At 53.9% G+C, this 16,534-nt stretch carries 16 protein-coding genes and 2 pseudogenes; 5 read left to right on the forward strand and 13 right to left on the reverse strand.

The genetic code is table 11. The features are described 5' to 3' along the window. Positions 1-9: 9 nt before the first annotated feature. The 4 genes from ASF13_RS07130 to ASF13_RS07145 all read right to left on the reverse strand — a co-directional run bounded on the left by ASF13_RS07130 (position 10) and on the right by ASF13_RS07145 (position 3,539). Positions 10-582, reverse strand: a complete 573-nt coding sequence (locus ASF13_RS07130; RefSeq protein WP_056234103.1) for a molecular chaperone — start codon at positions 580-582, stop codon at positions 10-12. 198 nt (positions 583-780) lie between these two features. Next, positions 781-1,659: an SMP-30/gluconolactonase/LRE family protein gene (locus ASF13_RS24760; RefSeq protein ID WP_056234105.1), complete on the reverse strand. Its 879-nt coding sequence runs from the start codon at positions 1,657-1,659 to the stop codon at positions 781-783. A 1-nt stretch (position 1,660) separates the two neighbouring features. Then, a complete protein-coding gene (locus tag ASF13_RS24765; RefSeq protein WP_056234108.1) occupies positions 1,661-2,533 on the reverse strand; it encodes an SDR family NAD(P)-dependent oxidoreductase in 873 nt (290 codons plus the stop codon). A 103-nt stretch (positions 2,534-2,636) separates the two neighbouring features. Then, positions 2,637-3,539 carry a LysR substrate-binding domain-containing protein gene (locus ASF13_RS07145; RefSeq protein WP_056234111.1) on the reverse strand — a complete coding sequence of 301 codons (903 nt, stop codon included), beginning with the start codon at positions 3,537-3,539 and terminating at the stop codon, positions 2,637-2,639. Between the two features lie 166 nt (positions 3,540-3,705). On the opposite strand from ASF13_RS07145, the gene ASF13_RS07150 reads away from it, so the two are divergent. Continuing rightward, entirely contained in the window at positions 3,706-4,200 is a 495-nt protein-coding gene (locus tag ASF13_RS07150) for a glutathione peroxidase (RefSeq protein WP_056234113.1), read from the forward strand. Positions 4,201-4,566: 366 nt separating this feature from the next. On the opposite strand, the gene ASF13_RS07155 is transcribed toward ASF13_RS07150, so the two are convergent. Then, positions 4,567-5,457, reverse strand: coding sequence for a LysR family transcriptional regulator (locus tag ASF13_RS07155; RefSeq protein ID WP_056234116.1), 891 nt, complete (start codon positions 5,455-5,457; stop codon positions 4,567-4,569). 204 nt (positions 5,458-5,661) lie between these two features. Between ASF13_RS07155 and ASF13_RS07160 the strand changes: the two genes are divergently transcribed. Together ASF13_RS07160 and ASF13_RS25285 are read left to right on the forward strand one after the other, a co-directional pair. Next, the gene (locus tag ASF13_RS07160; RefSeq protein ID WP_162237184.1) at positions 5,662-7,254 is read left to right on the forward strand and encodes a carboxylesterase/lipase family protein; all 1,593 of its coding nucleotides are present in this window, start codon (positions 5,662-5,664) and stop codon (positions 7,252-7,254) included. Positions 7,255-7,310: 56 nt separating this feature from the next. After that, a pseudogene (locus tag ASF13_RS25285) lies at positions 7,311-7,625 on the forward strand (hypothetical protein); the annotation flags it as partial. 72 nt (positions 7,626-7,697) lie between these two features. Here the strand turns inward: ASF13_RS25285 and ASF13_RS24255 are convergent. From ASF13_RS24255 to ASF13_RS23360, 4 genes are all read right to left on the reverse strand, one after another. Next, positions 7,698-7,865 carry a hypothetical protein gene (locus tag ASF13_RS24255; RefSeq protein ID WP_156365566.1) on the reverse strand — a complete coding sequence of 56 codons (168 nt, stop codon included), beginning with the start codon at positions 7,863-7,865 and terminating at the stop codon, positions 7,698-7,700. A gap of 188 nt (positions 7,866-8,053) precedes the next feature. Then, positions 8,054-8,347, reverse strand: coding sequence for an SDR family NAD(P)-dependent oxidoreductase (locus tag ASF13_RS23355; RefSeq protein WP_072166320.1), 294 nt, complete (start codon positions 8,345-8,347; stop codon positions 8,054-8,056). Between the two features lie 220 nt (positions 8,348-8,567). Next, positions 8,568-9,278, reverse strand: coding sequence for an isochorismatase family protein (locus tag ASF13_RS07170; RefSeq protein ID WP_082502309.1), 711 nt, complete (start codon positions 9,276-9,278; stop codon positions 8,568-8,570). 703 nt (positions 9,279-9,981) lie between these two features. Further along, a complete protein-coding gene (locus ASF13_RS23360; RefSeq protein WP_072166321.1) occupies positions 9,982-10,908 on the reverse strand; it encodes a LysR family transcriptional regulator in 927 nt (308 codons plus the stop codon). Positions 10,909-11,093: 185 nt separating this feature from the next. Between ASF13_RS23360 and ASF13_RS25290 the strand changes: the two are divergent. Then, positions 11,094-11,240, forward strand: a pseudogene (locus ASF13_RS25290) (hypothetical protein); the annotation flags it as partial. A 159-nt stretch (positions 11,241-11,399) separates the two neighbouring features. Here ASF13_RS25290 and ASF13_RS07175 read toward each other — a convergent pair. Further along, positions 11,400-12,293 (reverse strand): LysR family transcriptional regulator, encoded by an 894-nt coding sequence (locus ASF13_RS07175; RefSeq protein WP_200929774.1) that lies wholly within the window; start codon positions 12,291-12,293, stop codon positions 11,400-11,402. A gap of 129 nt (positions 12,294-12,422) precedes the next feature. On the opposite strand from ASF13_RS07175, the gene gstA reads away from it, so the two are divergent. Next, positions 12,423-13,028 carry a glutathione transferase GstA gene (gene gstA / locus ASF13_RS07180; RefSeq protein WP_056234297.1) on the forward strand — a complete coding sequence of 202 codons (606 nt, stop codon included), beginning with the start codon at positions 12,423-12,425 and terminating at the stop codon, positions 13,026-13,028. A 92-nt stretch (positions 13,029-13,120) separates the two neighbouring features. On the opposite strand, the gene ASF13_RS07185 is transcribed toward gstA, so the two are convergent. The 3 genes from ASF13_RS07185 to ASF13_RS07195 form a co-directional block, all read right to left on the reverse strand. Further along, a complete protein-coding gene (locus ASF13_RS07185; RefSeq protein WP_056234128.1) occupies positions 13,121-13,858 on the reverse strand; it encodes a phosphatase in 738 nt (245 codons plus the stop codon). Positions 13,859-13,899: 41 nt separating this feature from the next. Next, positions 13,900-14,838: a glyoxylate/hydroxypyruvate reductase GhrA gene (ghrA, locus tag ASF13_RS07190; RefSeq protein WP_056234131.1), complete on the reverse strand. Its 939-nt coding sequence runs from the start codon at positions 14,836-14,838 to the stop codon at positions 13,900-13,902. A gap of 86 nt (positions 14,839-14,924) precedes the next feature. Then, positions 14,925-16,391, reverse strand: a complete 1,467-nt coding sequence (locus ASF13_RS07195) for a peptide MFS transporter (protein ID WP_056234133.1) — start codon at positions 16,389-16,391, stop codon at positions 14,925-14,927. Positions 16,392-16,534 lie beyond the last annotated feature (143 nt).

Genomic DNA, 16,534 nt, shown 5'->3' on the forward strand with positions numbered 1-16,534 from the left:
CCTGCCCCCTTACTCCGTCTCTTCTTCGCCGCCCTCTTCCTGCTCGGCCAGCTCGTCGCGCATGGTCTGCAGCGCCTCGCGGCTGATTGCGGCCAGGGTGCGGTAAAACGCGGTGCCCGCGTGGGCTTCCACCTTACCGAGGAAGGCACCGCACCACGGCAGCAGATACTCGTCAAACAGCGTGACCTGGGCCAGATACTCATCGGCCTCCGACTGGTCTTCCAGCCAGGAGGCGGCCAGCAGCAGCGCACCGATATGATCGGCCGGCGCATCGCTCAGCGGCATGCCACGGCTGGATAAAAAGGCGCGCACGTCGGCTTCTTTCGGGCCGTTCTCCCACTGCGACGCGTAAGGCGGCACCTTACACTCGCTGCCGACGAACAGCGCGTTATAGTCGCTGGCCAGCAGCTGCGGGTCGCAGTTCTGCTGCAGGCGGGTTAACAGCTCATCCTGCTCCAGCGGCCAGTGTTGCTGCAGCTTGCCTTCACGCAGCAGGGTAAACAGCGGCACCAGCAGCGGGTCCTGCGGCTGGCGGTTGTACAGCGAACCAAGAATGCGGCAAAGGATGGAGAATTCGTTCATAATGGGATTCCGGTTAAATTGAGTGACACTGTCACATCAGGCCGGACGTTATCAGGGTCAGAGTGACCGACTGTGCACGGCCGACGGCGGTGGATTGCCGCGAAGTATATAACAGCTGTAGGGTGAGGAAGTGACTTTATTCCCTGTGCGCCAGTCATTCTGATTGCCAACACGAAGCGGGCACCTTCTGCTCTACCCTTATTCTTTAAACAGATATCCAGGATTACCCGCAATTCCGGGATTAATGGCATACAGATCTCCGGCATCAGGGTATTTAACCAGCTCCGCGGCCGTCATTCCAAAACGTGCCGTGGTTATGAATAACGTCTCAAGCCCCTTTCCCCCGAAGCAGCAGCTGGTTGGCCGCGGAACCGGCATTGCCACGTAATCACTCATGCATCCGTTGCGGTCATAGCGTAACAGACATGCCCCATTGAACTGACAGACCCATATCCCCCCTTCTTCATCCAGAGCGATACCATCAGGGCGTCCCAGCCTGGCCGGTGTTTTAACAAACAACCTGATATTTTCTGACATACCCTTCGCGTTATAGGTTGCCTGAAAAATTGAGCACGCAACTGAATCGACAAAATACAGGGTATTCCCATCTTCCGACCATGCAAGCCCGTTAGGCAACGCAATCTCCGGCGTGATTAAACAGGCATTGTCCCTGTTATCGAACTGGTACAGCGCACCGGATTTGCGCTCCGGCCCCTCATGCATGAGTCCGGTAATAAAACGCCCCTGTGGATCGCAAGCCCCGTCGTTAAAACGATAGCCCGCTCCCTCCTGAACGCCTGCATGAATCTGGCTTACGTTACCGGTGCCGATGTCGAGCATGGCAACGCTTGCATCCTCAGTGAAGATTAAATTGCCTTTGTCGGTCAGCGCCAGGGCGCCAGTGCGCGCTGCTGACTTATGAACAGTTGCAAACCGTCCGTCGGGCAACAACGCATTTATCCTTCCGCCAGTGATATCCACAAAATACAGAACACCGCTCTGGTTATTCCAGACCGGGCTTTCGCCGAGCTCAGCGCCGACGCTGGCAATGCGGCGTAAACCGTAATTATCAGCCATTTCAGGACTCTTTTATCTGCTGCCACTGACGGGCAATGTCCGCCACGCTTTCGCATTCGACACGCGTCAGATCGGTGGGATAAACAACGCCAGGGTTCTCACAAAAACGTGTTGCGGTGAACTGACCATTGCTGGCACGCAGGATGTAGCCCGTGTCCTGACACAACGGACTCGCCAGGTAAAGGGCTCCCGGGGCTACCCACTCCGGTTTGAGGTCAACCGGGGGCTGCGCACTCCCCCACATGCGCGTTCTGGCAACCGGAGAGATGCTGTTAACCAGAATGCCATGCTGTTCGCCTTCCTGGCTCAGGGCATTCATGATACCTATCTGAGCCATCTTGCCCGCAGCGTAAGCCACAAGGCCGGGCTGCGCATAACGCTGAAACATGGCACGATCGGAGGTAGTAAACACGATTCGCGGGGAAGAGGAGTGCTTAAGGTATGCCCAGGCACACTTACTCAACCAGATCGGTGCGCGAAGGTTGATGGCAACGGATCGCTCAATGAAGTCTTCATCCTGTTCTTCGATAAGCTGGTAGTCCACCCAGCCTGCGTTGTGGATCAGGATGTCAAGTTTACCAAACCCTGTTACCGCCAGCGCTATAAGCTCCCTGCAGCACGCTTCGTTATCCAGGCGTCCGCTGTGTGAAAGCAGTTGCCCGCTGTCGGCGCGCAGGGTGCGAACAGCTTCTGCGATCACATCTTCAGTGGCTCCTTCACCCGACCGGTTGGTGCCAGGGTCGCTGATAACAACCCGCGCACCGTGATCTAACAATAACTGCGCGTATGCGCGTCCCAGCCCCTGCCCGGCACCGGTGACGATCGCGACCTTATCCTTTAAAAGCGCATCTGCAGGTTGGTTTTTATGACTCATGCTGAATCTCCGTGAACAAGAATGTCCCAATGATGGGATAGCTCAAGCAGTCAGTAAAATATCTTATTTGTAGCTTAATAATATCTGTGTCGTCTCAATCCAGTCAAAGCTGCATGGCCCTGCGTATCTCCTCGATTAATTTGTCCCGGATCAGGGAGTCCGATCGCGCATTCCACCCCATCAGCAGTTCTGTGTGCTGCAGTTCTGCCGGTGCATCGACTTCGAGCGGCCTGAATATCACGTCTTCCCGCGCCTCCTGCGCCAGTGAGGCGGGCAGCAGTGCAACGCCGAAGCAGCTGGCAACAAGCGCCACGAGCGTCTGCAGCTGGCGGGCCTGTTGTGAAATGTGAGGTCTGAATCCTGCGGCTTCGCAGAGCTGCATCATCTGGTCATGAAAACCGTGCCCGAGATGGCGCGGGGCCGAAACAAAGTGCTCATCCTGAAGTGCTGAGAGTTGAATGATTCGACAATGAGCAAGGCGGTGTGTGGCAGGCAGAGCGATAACAACAGGCTCAAGCAATAGGGAGTCGAAACGCAGGTCAGGCGCACTTCTGCCTGACGGGCGCATAAATCCCAAATCCGCGCGTCCCTGCTCAAGCGCTTCAATCTGCTCCTGAGTCGTTGCCTCCTGCATTGTGAAGGTGACGGCCGGATAGGCAGCACGAAAGTTTCTCAGTGCGCGCAGCAGGGGGACATAACCGGCAATGCTGATAAAGGTCAGGGTGAGGTGGCCTTCAATTCCCTGCGACACGCGACGTGTTTTTTCAACGCCCTCATCAAGAGTACGCAACACCTCTCGCGCGGATTCGAGGAAACTTACTCCCGCAGGCGTAAGCGACACGCTGCGGTTTGTACGCGAAAACAGCGAAACCCCTATCTCCTGCTCCAGCCTGCGAATAGCCTGACTCAGGGGGGGCTGCGCCATATTAAGTCGCTGCGCGGCCCGGTTGAAGTGCAGCTCTTCTGCAACGGCGATAAACTGGAAAAGAAGCCGGGTTTCAATCATGAGATGCCATGGATACCATCAGGATGTTATTGAGATACATATCATATCACTGATGCAGATACCTGCCTTCGATGCCGTATCACCCGATTTTCCAGCCGGGAATGTGACAGCAACGCGCTGCGTGGTAAAGTCGGCATCGAACAGCTTCTGCCCTGAGGATCCCGTTATGAGTCCCTTTTATCAACTTACGGCCACCAGCCTGGCCGGCCAGCCTGTCTCTTTGAGCGACTACGCGGGCAAGGTGGTTCTGGTCGTCAATACCGCCAGCCACTGTGGTTTCACGCCACAATACGCAGGCCTTGAAGCGCTCTACAAGAAATATGCCGCCCAGGGCCTGGTGGTGCTGGGCTTCCCCTGCAACCAGTTTGGTAAGCAGGAGCCGGGCGGCGCTGACGACATTACGCGGACCTGCCATATCAACTACGGCGTGAGCTTCCCGATGTTCGGCAAAACGGAGGTCAACGGACGCGCTGCGCATCCGGTGTTTCGTTATCTGAAAAACGCCCTGCCCGGCGTGCTGGGTGGGCGGATAAAGTGGAACTTCACTAAGTTCCTGATCGGGCGCGACGGCAAACCGCTCAGGCGTTTTGCCCCCTTTACCACCCCGGAGAAGATGGAAGCCGCCATCCTTGCTGCACTTGAAATCCGGGCGTTGCGGTAGTTCGAACTTTGCAATTTTAAATATCTGGCGTAGTAAATTAATGTCGCTAGCATAAGACTATTCAATGATTGAGATGCACATATGGGTATAACGCCTTTTGGTCTGTATTCTCGCGCTTGTCGCTTTTTCTGTAAGTGCTGGAAATGGTGGAGCGGGAGGAAAAGGAGGGGTTGCTGGTGATGGTGGGGCTATGGGTAAACCCGGTACCGACGGACGAAGAGGTTCAGACGGAGGCAGTTCCGGTATTTCACCCGGCAGGCCAGGATGCCCAGGAGTAACGGATTCTGATAAGAACGGCATGTTTTATCTTCCAGGAACAAAAGAACCCTGCAATTCAGGCCCACAGGATTCAACAAAAGTCGCGGGTTAACGGTGACGAAGGGCTTCAGTGAGCGCCCTGAAGGCGGGTGAGGCGTGATGCCGGTTGGGGTAGTAAAGATAAAAGCCATCCCAATATGGCGACCATTTTTCAAGCACCCGAACCAGATCACCACTCCCGATGTGTGGTAGTGCGATTTCTTCAGGCACATAAGCAAGTCCATGCCCTGCAATCGCAGCATCAAGAACGTGAAAGATGTTGTTAAATGCAACCTGACCGTCAACCCTGACCTTAATATCCTTACCATCGTCCTCAAACTCCCATGCATACAAACTTCCGGAGGTAGGAAAACGGTAGTTTATACAGGTATGACTGGTGAGATCCTGCGGAGAAAGGGGCAAAGGATTTCTGCTAAAATAGGAAACTGAGCCTACTACAGCAAAGCGAAAATCAGGACTAATGCGTACAGAGATCATGTCCCTGGCCAACTGCTCCCCCATTCGAACTCCTGCATCATAGCGCTCGGTGACGATATCCGAGAGACCGTTATCCAGCATCAGCTCAATTTTGACATCCGGATAGGCCAGCAAAAAGTCCTGCAATTTGGGCCAGATCACGCAGCTGATAGCGTAATCCGGCGCGTTTATCCTGATGGTGCCTGAGGGCGTATCCTTAAGTTCGTTAAGCGCATCAAGCTGCACTTCAATTTCGTCAAAATGCGGGCCGATCCCCAGTAATAGTTTTTCGCCCGCTTCTGTAGGAGAAACAGCTCGAGTTGTTCGGGTCAGTAAACGTACACCCAGCCTCTTTTCAAGATTTCTAATGGTGTGGCTAAGAGCAGACTGAGAAATACCGATTTTCGCTGCGGCGCGGGTAAAGCTACGCTCCCTGGCTACAGCAAGAAAAGCTATCAGGTCATTGATATTGTTCCGGACCATTATGCTCCCTTTGGGCAAAGTTTAACGGAAAGTAAGGCCTCTCCTTTCAGTAACAATGATGAACAGGTCGAAACCAGCTTGTGCTTTATCTCGCCTGATTAATGCAAATTCTACATGATAGCATCCACTATTGAGATACTAATTTAATTATAAGAATACCTCTATCATTACGTTTTATACGATATGCCTGTTATGAGGTTCGATATGAATCGAAAGCTAAAACCTATAAATACCGCGTCAGCCCTGATTATCTCTGCTGGTCTTATGATGGCAACGCACGCTATGGCACAGAGTGCACCCAGCGTCACAACATCCTCTGGGCCGGTTACGGGGACAGTCATTGACGGTATCAGTGCCTGGCTTGGCCTTCCTTATGCGGCTCCCCCTGTAGGTAAGTTGCGCTGGCAACCACCACAGCCGGTCAAACCATGGTCCGTTACCATTAAAGCCAATACGCTGGCATCCAGCTGTGCTCAGAATGCAGATCTGGGTGTGTTCGCACGGGCGGGTGGCAATGAGGATTGCCTCTATCTTAATGTTTATCGCCCGGCAGCAGCCCAGGTAAGTGATAAGAAGCTGCCTGTTTTTGTGTGGATCCATGGAGGAGCGCTTCAGGTTGGCCAGGGCGGTGATTATGATCCGTCAAAACTGGTTAAGCAGGGAAAAAACGTTGTCGTAACGCTCAATTACAGATTGGGTGTTTTTGGTTTTTTATCCACTCCGGTGCTGGATTCAGAAGGGCACGAGTCTGGTAATTACGGACTGATGGATCAGCAGGCGGCACTACGTTGGGTACAGAAAAATATTTCTGCCTTCGGCGGTGATCCATCAGATGTCACTATTTCAGGTGAATCCTCAGGCGGTAACAGCGTTATGGCGCATATAGCGGCCCCGCGTTCGGCAGGTCTGTTCCAGCATGTGGTGGCAATGAGCGGTGCAGGCATCATGTCTCGCCACCCTGCTTTTGGTTCCCCGCTTCCGCTTGATGTCGCACGTGAAACGGGTACTGAATTCGCCAAAGCACTCGGCTGCAAGCCTGAAGATGCCACCTGCTTACGTGAATTACCGACAAAGCGGATCCTGGACGTTCAGCCATCATTCGCTCTGAACGAATTTATCATTGACGGTAAGACCCTACCCGTTCATCCAGCGGATGCTTACAAAAGCGGCAAAATTAACCACGTTACGCTGATTAATGGCACTACGCGTGATGAAGGTCGTTTCTTCGTTGCTTTACCTGAGTTACTGACAGGAGAAGCCTTACAGGAAAGTGACTATTCTGACTGGATTGGCCGTCAGTACGGGAGCGCGTTGAAAAACCGGGTTATGGCTGAATATCCGCTCAAAAATTATGACAATCCCAGCGAGGCGTTTGCGTCAGCCGTCACGGACAGCATGTTCTCGTGTCCGGCACGTGCGCTCAACAGGACGCTGGCGGATAAAATCCCTGTGTATGCCTATGAGTTCAGCGATCGTACCGCCCCATCGTATGTTGGCCCCACCACATTTCCACTGCTGGCGGCTCATACCTTTGAGCTGGCCTACCTTTTCCCGGGCTTTAGAGGCGGGAGCGACGTTCATGTCAGTCTGAATCCTGCACAGGAAAAATTATCGCAGGAAATGGTGAGTTACTTCTCAGCTATGACGAATATGCCCTCACGTGAGCAGAACTGGCCCCGCTACAGCACGCAGTCGGATAACTACATGATATTCACCCTACCTAAAGCCCGTATGGTTTCAGGCCATTTCTCTGACGCACATCACTGTACATTCTGGGATGAACAGGGCCTCTATTGATATCCCATTACAGATTTCTGCAGCCGCAGCTGCGGCTCATCGTAACCGATCCCTTTTACAACATAACGTTAGTGGTACTGCTACTCGCCATATGGGGCTCAATTGCAACGGCGGCTCCTGTCGGATGGTGGACATGGCTCGCTCATGTCCCTCACAACGCCGAAGCAGGGGGAGGAATGATGGTCGCCGTTGTTCAGCTATCTATTGGTCTCGGCTCAACTATTGGCGGCGTGGTGTTTGACTCGGCTGGTTATCAGAGCACGTTTTTCGTCAGCGCAATAGTACTGGTTATTGGCGGGTTGCTGGCCATAAAGAACGTCGAGGGCTTCTGCCGCGCACTAGCTGATTCAGCAACAGATGAGATGCCTTAATCTTCAGAAAAAGCATAATCCATCCCCGTCTTAACATCCTGGGGGTTATGCATCCTGGAAGTCAGATCAGGATCATCTGCCTACGTTGTCATTGACCCACTTTACAACCAGCGAAGCAATCTCATCACTGTTGCTTTCAAAGAACATCATATGCCCGTTGCCATTAATACCAACATCTGGCAACCAGATGCTGGTCGCATGACCATTTGCTGCGATGAATTTTTTCAACCAGCGTTTCATTCAGCTCCCCGGCATGACCCGCATTGGAAATATGGCCAGCGGCGCTGTTTATGCTGAGCAGCGGAATGCTATTTTCAGTCAGACTCCTGACTACTTCTGCCGTCCGGCTTATCGGGCCATTGTCAAACCATGTGTCAGTCGACGGGAATCGGTTTTCACCGCTGTAACCATCCAGAAGGACAAGTCCGCTAAGCAGACCGGGCCGCCGCAGAACCAGTCGTTGTCCCAGCCCGCCAGCCATTGACCAGCCAATAACAGCTTCCGGACATCAGAGCTGTATCTCTGACAACCTGCATCGTGTTTCGGGCTTTGCCCATGTCTCTTACTGCACATAAAATGTCTGCACCATGCGCAGCCATAGACCGTGCAGTTTCCAGACCAATCCCTCCCGATGCGCCAGTAATCAGGACTCTCTTCCCTTCAAGATTAATTCCCTTGAGCACATCATCCGTCGTTGATTCTTCGTTAAACAAACTTTTCATTTTACCAGTTCCGTCATTACCATAAGGAGTTAAATTAAAAAAACCTAACTAATCTCCTACACCGTTAATACGGTGCAACACACTAACTACGTGATAAGATGCAACTAGTGAAAAGAACATGACTCTTATCAAATATGGTGTCTTTCAATTATTAATTCGGGAAAGCGTTACTTTTAAATTTAAAAGCAAACATCTTCCCCGGAATTAATTATTCTGTCGATTAAACTTCCGCATCCAGAATAACCGACAGAATAGTGGTACCCGGTTCTTTTGAAAAATTTGGTGCAATTTGCGCGGCCACACTGGCTAATGACGTAAGTACAGCTCCCGCCTGCTCTGCCTGCTTTAATGCTGCCTGTTCAGTCCGCTCAGAGCGGTTACCCGTGCAGTCAACAGGAATGAACACTCTGTAGCCATTGCGTAAGGCCCCAAGAGAGGTTAACAGCACAGCAACTTCGGCTGTAAATCCGGAAACGATCAGCGTCTTGCGATTTGTTTTTATTATCGCATCTACAATAGCCGGTACCTGAAAAGGATCCGCGTTTAGCCGGTAAATAGTGTTATTCGCATTGGCATAAGGTTTCAGCGGCGCGATCAGTTCGCCGGGTTTACCATCTCTTGGTACTGTTAAGAAAAGAGCAGGTGCAGAAATCGCGCGTGATATTTTCGCCAGACCTCCTGCATTGGCTGAAAGGGACTCTGGACTCATCGTATTGCTCGAAGCGATGAGATCAGGATGCAGATCTGCAAAAATGAAGACTGCGTCATCCTTATTCACAATATACTGGTCAACATCATTCTTTGCAGTGCCTGACACCTTTCTGCCTGCCGTACCTGGGCTGACGGCGGCCTCTCTTGCACTGGCTACACCTACAACTGCAGATACCCCGGCTAATGCGCTTCCTGAGAGAAGAAATTTCCTTCTGTTCATTTTTTATCTCACTATAGTAATTATGACGTTAAAAAAGACGATCGCGTGTATCTCGTCCAAAAATCGCGCAAAGCTTCCGTTTCTTCTTGCTACAGGATGATTCTAACATCCTGGCGTGCGCGGCTGAGCTCCTTTCAGTTTCAACCCTATGTCACAAATCGAATGTAATCAATGGGCCGAACTTAACAGAACTAAAAATACACACTTTCAGTAGGTTATTAAATTTCATTTACTTTCATATTTAAATTATATCCACGCATTATTTCCTGTCAGAGAAAACCATTAGATGCTTATTACCTGATTGTCGAAATCTCCTCAATAATAAATAGTTATATCAGCAATATAAACAATAAGGCGGCGGGATATAAACAATTCAAATCTTTACCCTGGCGTTTAAAGAAACACTATCGCATATTGATGAAGGATAAAGACCTTTCTGTAGAGAAAAGAATCATAAAACTATTTTTGGCAAAAATAATAGCACTATAATTATTAAAGGCCGACCGAGGATTGGAATTTTTATCACCCTGCAGCCGCATCTCCATCGGCTATCAAGTCAGCTTTCATTTAATGAGCAAGAGAGATGTAGTGCATCAGCGATGCATCACAACACTCACTCTTTAGATTAACTTTCTAAATTTATTCACATGGTTATTGTATAACCATTTATAAATCCCTCAAAAATGTTGTATATTAAACCTTATTAAATCGTATCCCATGGAAGTTTTTGTGGAAAAACCTCAGTTAAAAAATCAACAAAAACTCTGACATTTGGGTTTCCACGCCTACTTTCAGGCCAGTAAGCGATAAAATCATTCCGTAGGCTGCGAATCTCACTCATTACGGGAATTAACTCGCCCACTCTTACATGCTGGCTAGCAATGTAAGCAGGTAAGAGCCCTATCCCTCCGCCACTTCTTATCACCGCCAGTGCAGCATCGGTACTGTTAACAATTATTTTCCCTTCCGGCAGATACTCAACCTGTTCGCCATTTATATTAAAGTTCCACTTCAGGATCTGACCCGAACTCTGCAACCTGACACTTACTAAATCATGTTTATTAAGTTCTTCAAGACTCGTCGGCATTCCGTGACGGTTAATATACTGCTGCGAGGTATAGAGGCATACCCAATTAGGTCCAAGCTTCTTTGCTATCAGTCTTGAATCACCCGTAGGTCCGATTCTAACTGCAATATCTATCCCTTCCTCTGTCAGGTCTGTAAAAGCATCACTAAGCCTAAGTTCAACTTTTAGATCAGGAAATCTTGACCTGAATTCAGCCAGTTTTGGCGCTAATAGCAAGCTTCCTGGTGAACAGGGAGCGGTGATTCGTAGAATGCCGGAAGGTTTGTCTCTTGCCAAAAAAGCTGCCTGTTCTATCTCTTCAGCTTCCCGTAAAAGCCTTAACGCTCTTTGGTATAGATCCGCGCCTTCAGGAGTAAGCGTGATAGAGCGGGTGCTTCGATTGAATAGTTTAACGCCAAGTCTCTCCTCAAGTCGAAATATGCTCTTACTGACAGCTGACGGCGAAATAGAAAGTACACGAGAGGCGGCCGTATAACTTCCCAGAGATGCAACTCTTGCAAAGGCTATTATACCTGCAAGCCTGTCTAAAGATATTTTTTCCATTTCGACACCTTATACATAACCCAGGTTGATTTAATATGTGGCTGTATAATCTTTAATCACTATTAAATAAAGGATACTATACCTGAAAAAACTCGTCACGATATGCATCTTTGATGCCTGCCACTTGTTAAAGAGTGGTTTCTGTTTGCCACGACTTACGCCCTGTGCACCGACCACAACGTGCTATGCGGCAATACCGATGTCGATCTGCTTCTGCCTTGAGGATCCCGTTATGGGCCCCTCTTATCAACTTACGGTCACCATCGTTGAGCGACTACGCGGGCAAGGTGATAGTGGTCGTCAATACCGCCAGCCATTGTGGCCACACGCCATGATACGCAGGCCTTGAAGCGCTCCAGAAGAAATACGCCAGCCTGAGCCTGGCCGTGTCCATAGTAGCCAATTACCGCACTTCGCTTATAGCCACCCACTGAGCGTTGTGAGGTCAACCTACTGCCAGCAGCGGGGGGATTATCAGGATAACAAAATTATCACCTTGACTCTGTCCACCTCCCCTCTTTACCCACTCCTTTCAGTAAAGCCTGCGTGGCAGCCGAAGCTTGTCCGGATAGCGAACAGACCAGGCCAAATTTCCGCTGTATCGGCGGTGTCACCGGCACCACGCACAAGCCCTGCACTACCGCTGGCAGTGCAGATTCGGGTACCAACGCCACGCCCATGCCTTCCCGCACCAGCAGGCAGGCGCTGATCCAGTCGCGGACTTTTACGCGTACGTCAGAGAGGTGTAAACCCGCCTGTTCCATCAGACTCTCACCGTTAACCACACATCCGCCTGTCGCAAGAATAAAGGGCTGCCCGGCCAGTTCCGCCAGCGTAATACCGCCAGCCTTTGCATTACGGGCCAGCAGATGATGGGCGGGCATAACCGCCACCCAGGCATCCTCTCCTAACAGGACGTGCGATCGCCCCGCCGGGGGGTTCATCACCACGCCCAGCTCAACGGTATCTGCCGCCAGCCACTGTTCAACCTCCTCGTCCGTGCCTTCCAGCACCACCACTTCAATTCCCGGGTGCTGACGCCTGAAGTCGCGCAGCAGCCCAGGCAACAACGTTGAGGTTACTGAGGGAAAACTGGCCAGGCGAATACGGCCCCCCTGCAAACCCCGACTCTGATCGGCCAGCAGGCGGATCGCATTCAGCCGCGCGAGCATGCTCCTTGCCTGTTCAACAACCTGCTCACCCAGCGCGGTGACGCCGATGTACCGCCGCTCGCGCGTGAATACCGGAAAGCCCAGTGAGGCCTCTAACTGGGCGATAGCCTGGCTGGCGCCTGACTGAGTCATTCCCACCTCTTCCGCGGCGCGCGAGATATTGCTGGCGTCTGCCACCGCGACCAGTAAGCGCCAGTGCAAAAGATTCATCATACGTATCAGTAGCTCAACTAATAGCTAAATTATGAATCATTAATTTTACAGGTTGAGTCACCTAAAGCACAGTGTATTCAGGATTACGATGAAGGTTGTTAAACCATTTTGCATATTATCGGAGAGATGATGAAACTGTACTACGCCCCGGACACCTGTTCGCTTTCACCCCATATCGTGCTGCGCGAACTCGGGCTGGAGTTTGAGCCGATCAAAGTGGACAACAGGAGCAAACTCACCGCTGACGGGCGTGATTTCCGCATCATTAACCCTAAGGGCTATGTTGCTGCGCTTGAACTGGATGACGGGCAGATCCTGACCGAGGGACCCGCCATCGTGCAGTACCTCGCCGACCTTAAACCGGAACGTGGTCTGGCACCTCCGGCAGGCAGCTGGCAGCGGGTGCGTCTGCAGGAGTGGCTGAACTATATCACCAGTGAAATCCATGCGGGCTCGGCGCTGCTGTTTAACGCAGCGCTGCCTGAGGAAGTCAGGTCGACTTTCCGTGAAAAGTTATTCAGGCGGTTTGATTTCCTGCAGGACGCGCTGTGTGGAAAAGAGTATCTGATGGGTTCGACGTTCAGCGTGGCTGATGCCTACCTGTTTACCGTACTGAGCTGGTGTAAATTCTTCGCCATTGAACTGACTGACTGGCCCGCGTTATCTGCCTGTATGGCGCGTATCAGTGCGCGCCCGGCAGTACAGGCCGCGTTGCGGGCAGAAGCCGCGCAATGAGGTGGTGCGGGCTTATCAGGTAAAGTGTGGGTTTAATACACGCAGGGGCAGCGGCCCCCTTTTCCGATCGACCGCTGCTCACTCAAAACCACTCAGAACGCCGCAAACTCCGCAATCTTCTTGCCCGTACGCATTTCCAGGAAGTCCAGCAGCCGCCGTGGCGTGACGTTGAGCACCCGATCCTGCGGGAAGTCGACCTCCTGCATAATGCGCAGGCAGTGGTCGAACTGGCCGAGGGTAAAGGCGGTGTGGGAATCAGAGCCCAGCGCGATGCGTCCGCCGGCGTCGCGCACCGCTTCCGCCACTTTGCGGCAGTTTGGTTCGCTGCCCTTGCGTGAGGTGGTGAACGAGGAGTTGTTCAGCTCCAGCGCCACGTCGTACTTCGCCGCCGCTTCCGCTACCGCGCGGATGTCGATCGGGTAGTTCGGGTTGCCGGGGTGGCTGATAATGTGCACCAGCCCGCCGGCCATCGCGGCGATCATCGCTTCGGTGTGGGTGGCCTCGTCCTGCGGCGGGAACACCGGCTCGTGGAAGCCGGCAACGATAATATCGATCGAGCCGAGCATCGGGCCGCTGCAGTCGATCTCGCCCTGCAGGTTTTTGATGTTGGCTTCAATCCCGCGCAGCACGCCGATGCCGTCAATCACGCGCGGCCAGATTTTCATATTAACGAAGTGCCAGTAGTGCGGCGCGTCGGCCATATCCGGGCCGTGATCGGTAATCGCCAGCAGCTTAACGCCGCAGGTCTGCGCCTGCAGCACGTAGTCGCGCAGCGTGCTGTAGGCATGGGTGCTGGCAACGGTATGCATATGTAAATCGACCGGGTACATGTTATCTCCTTTCTGCGGGGCGCTCGCCGCCCCGCCTGCTGTTAGTAGCCGCGGCTCAGATCGACGCGGCCGGACGGCATCTCACCTTGTTCCTGCAACAGAATCGAACGCGTGATGTAGTCGCAAGCTTCCTCTCTTAAGGTTACAGCCGCATTATGCGGCGTGATGGCGATGTCAGGATGGGACCAGAACGCGTGTTCCACAGGCAGCGGCTCGTGGTTAAACACGTCCAGCGCCGCGGCGCTGACTTCACCGGCCTCCAGCGCGGCCAGCAGGTCGGCCTCGACCAGGTGGGCACCGCGCGCCAGGTTAAGCAGGAATGCGCCCGGCAGCAGCTGGCCGAGCAGCGCGCGGTTGATAATGCCGACGGTCTGCGGCGTGTTGGGCAGCAGGTTGATCAGCACCCGGGTGCCGGAGAGAAACTCACCGAGCTGCGCGTCACCGTGGAAGCTGGTCACCCCGTCAATCTGCTTCGGCGAACGGCTCCAGCAGCGCAGCGGGAAGCCCCACGCCTGCAGGCTCTGCGCCACGCTGGCCCCCAGCACTCCGGCCCCGAGCAGGCCGATAGTAAACTCTTCGCGGCGGTGGTTACGCAGGTGGTGCCACAGCGCTTCGCGCTTCTGCTGCTGGTACTCCGGGAACCGGCGGAACCAGCCAAGCACGTGGTAGACGGCATACTCCTGCATCTGCAGGCTCATACCGGTATCTTCCAGCCGGAACAGCGGCACGCCTTCGCCGAGCATATCGGGGTGCTGGCGCAGCTGTTCGAGAATATCATCCACCCCGGCCCCCAGCGCGTAGACGCCGCGCAGGCGGCGGCCTTTTAACATCTCGGGCGGTGGGTTGCGCACCAGCGCATAGTCGGCCGGGCGATCGTCGCCGGGCAGCCACTGGCGCACGCGCGCGCCGGGCAGGCGCTGCTGTAACAGGTCAATCCATTTATCGGCTTTAAAAGAGGGATGGTAAAAAAGGATATCCACGTTTTTTCTCCTGTTTTTTTAACAGGCTCGGTTAAAACGTCGCCGCTGGCAAGGGAAATCTGGGGCAGCGAGCTGCCCCCGACAGGTTATGGCGTTTCGACCTGCTGGATCAGGCGGCGCAGCAGCGGGATCAGCGCCACCAGCACCAGCCCGACCGCGGCGCTGCCCCAGCCGAGCAGGCTGAAGATGTGGCTGTAGCCCGGGTTGGTCAGCAGCGGCGTGCTGCCGCTGTTTTCCGGCATCAGCGCCGAAACGTAGCCGGAGAGCACCGAGGCGACGCCGGTGACCATCATCCAGCAGCCCATCATCACCCCCTGATATTTCGCCGGGGCCAGCCGGCCGATCATCGCGTAGCCGATCGGTGAGATCAGCAGCTCGCCGAGGCTCTGCAGCACGTAGCTGATGACGATCCACTGAAAGGCCACCATGCCGTCACCGCCGGCCAGCGCGATGCCGAGCGGCAGCACCAGCATGCCAAGGCCGATGAAGAACAGCGAGGCGGCAAACTGCAGCGGGATATCAATGCGCCAGCCGCGCTCGCGCAGGTTGCGGAAGCCCAGCGCCAGCAGCGGACCACAGAACACGATCACCAGCGTGTTGATGTTCTGCACCCACTGCGGTGCCACGCGGATGCCCAGCACGTTGAGGTTGATATTGTGTTCGGTAAACAGCATCAGCCCCATCGGGGCCAGCTGGTACAGCGTCCAGAACACCAGCGCCCCCAGCGCCAGCAGCAGATAGGCACTCATGCGGCGCTGCTCGTCACGCGGCCGATGGCGCAGCGTGGTCAGGCACAGCAGCAGGAACACCGCCGCCCCCACCACCAGCACAAAGCCGCCGGTAAAGCCGGCGTGGGTCAGCAGCAGGCGAATCACCGGCACCAGCAGCAGCAGCACCGCCAGCCCGGTCAGCATGCGCCAGCGATACTGGCGCGGCGTGGCCTGCAGCAGCGGCGTGTCGATATCCGCCAGAATTTTCCAGCACAGCAGCGAGATAACGATCGCCACCACGTTGCCGACGGTGGCAAACAGGAACAGCGCTTCATAGTGCTCGCTGAGCTGAAAATAACCGGCGCCGGTAAAGCCGAGGAAAAAGCCGAGGTTCATGCCGGCGTAGTTCCACAGGAAGGCGCTCTCGCGGCGGTGGTCCTGCGGCGCAAAGCGCTGGGTGAGCATCATATTGATGCAGGTAACGTTGAGGCCGCTGCCGGTAAGGAACATCGCCAGCCCCCAGTAGAGCCCTTCGGCGCTCTGACCGGAGAGCGTCCAGCAGCCGGCCACCTGCAGCACCATCCCCAGCACAAACAGATTGCGGTTGCTGAGAAAACGGCCGCCGAGGTAGCCGCCAAACAGGTGCAGGCCGTAGTTAAAGGCGCCGAACACGCCCATCATGGTGTTGGCCTGCCCTTCGCTGAAGCCGAGGCGTTTGGTGGCGTAGAGCACCAGGCTGGAATAGAGCACCGCAAAGCCGAGCGTTGCAAAGATCTGAATAAAGAACAGCGCGCCGGTTCCGCCCGGCGTCTTAGGTTGGTTAACCGCGTGGGTGCGATCCATCTTTAACCTCGGTATTTTCTGCCACAGTAAACCGGCTATTATGCATCTTTTACCCGCCGGCGCAGGCGGAAATGGCGATTTGCGCACCGTCTCACGTGCAGGTTGCTGGATTAAGCACCAGTGTGGGTTAAAACTGACTAAAC

Source organism: Erwinia sp. Leaf53 (assembly GCF_001422605.1).
Taxonomy (GTDB): Bacteria; Pseudomonadota; Gammaproteobacteria; order Enterobacterales; family Enterobacteriaceae; genus Erwinia.